Genomic DNA, 226 nt, shown 5'->3' with positions numbered 1-226 from the left:
CCCGAGGAAAAGAAATCAACCGAGATTCCCCCAGTAGCGGCGAGCGAACGGGGAGGAGCCCAGAACCTGAATCAGTTTTTGTGTTAGTGGAAGCGTCTGGAAAGTCGCACAGTAAAGGGTGATAGTCCCGTACACTAAAATGCATTAACTGTGAGTTCGATGAGTAGGGCGGGACACGTGACATCCTGTCTGAATATGGGGGGACCATCCTCCAAGGCTAAATACT

The 226-nt window shown here is 50.9% G+C and carries 1 rRNA gene; it reads left to right on the top strand.

Annotated features, from left to right (window positions below):
* Positions 1 to 226: ribosomal RNA gene (locus AC2FCQ_RS24720) — 23S ribosomal RNA — on the top strand; the annotation flags it as partial.

Source organism: Serratia sp. CoH_134_PS_4, from assembly GCF_058190535.1.
The sequence above is the reverse complement of the archived record's forward strand: the minus strand, read 5'-3'. Positions and strand labels throughout refer to the sequence as shown.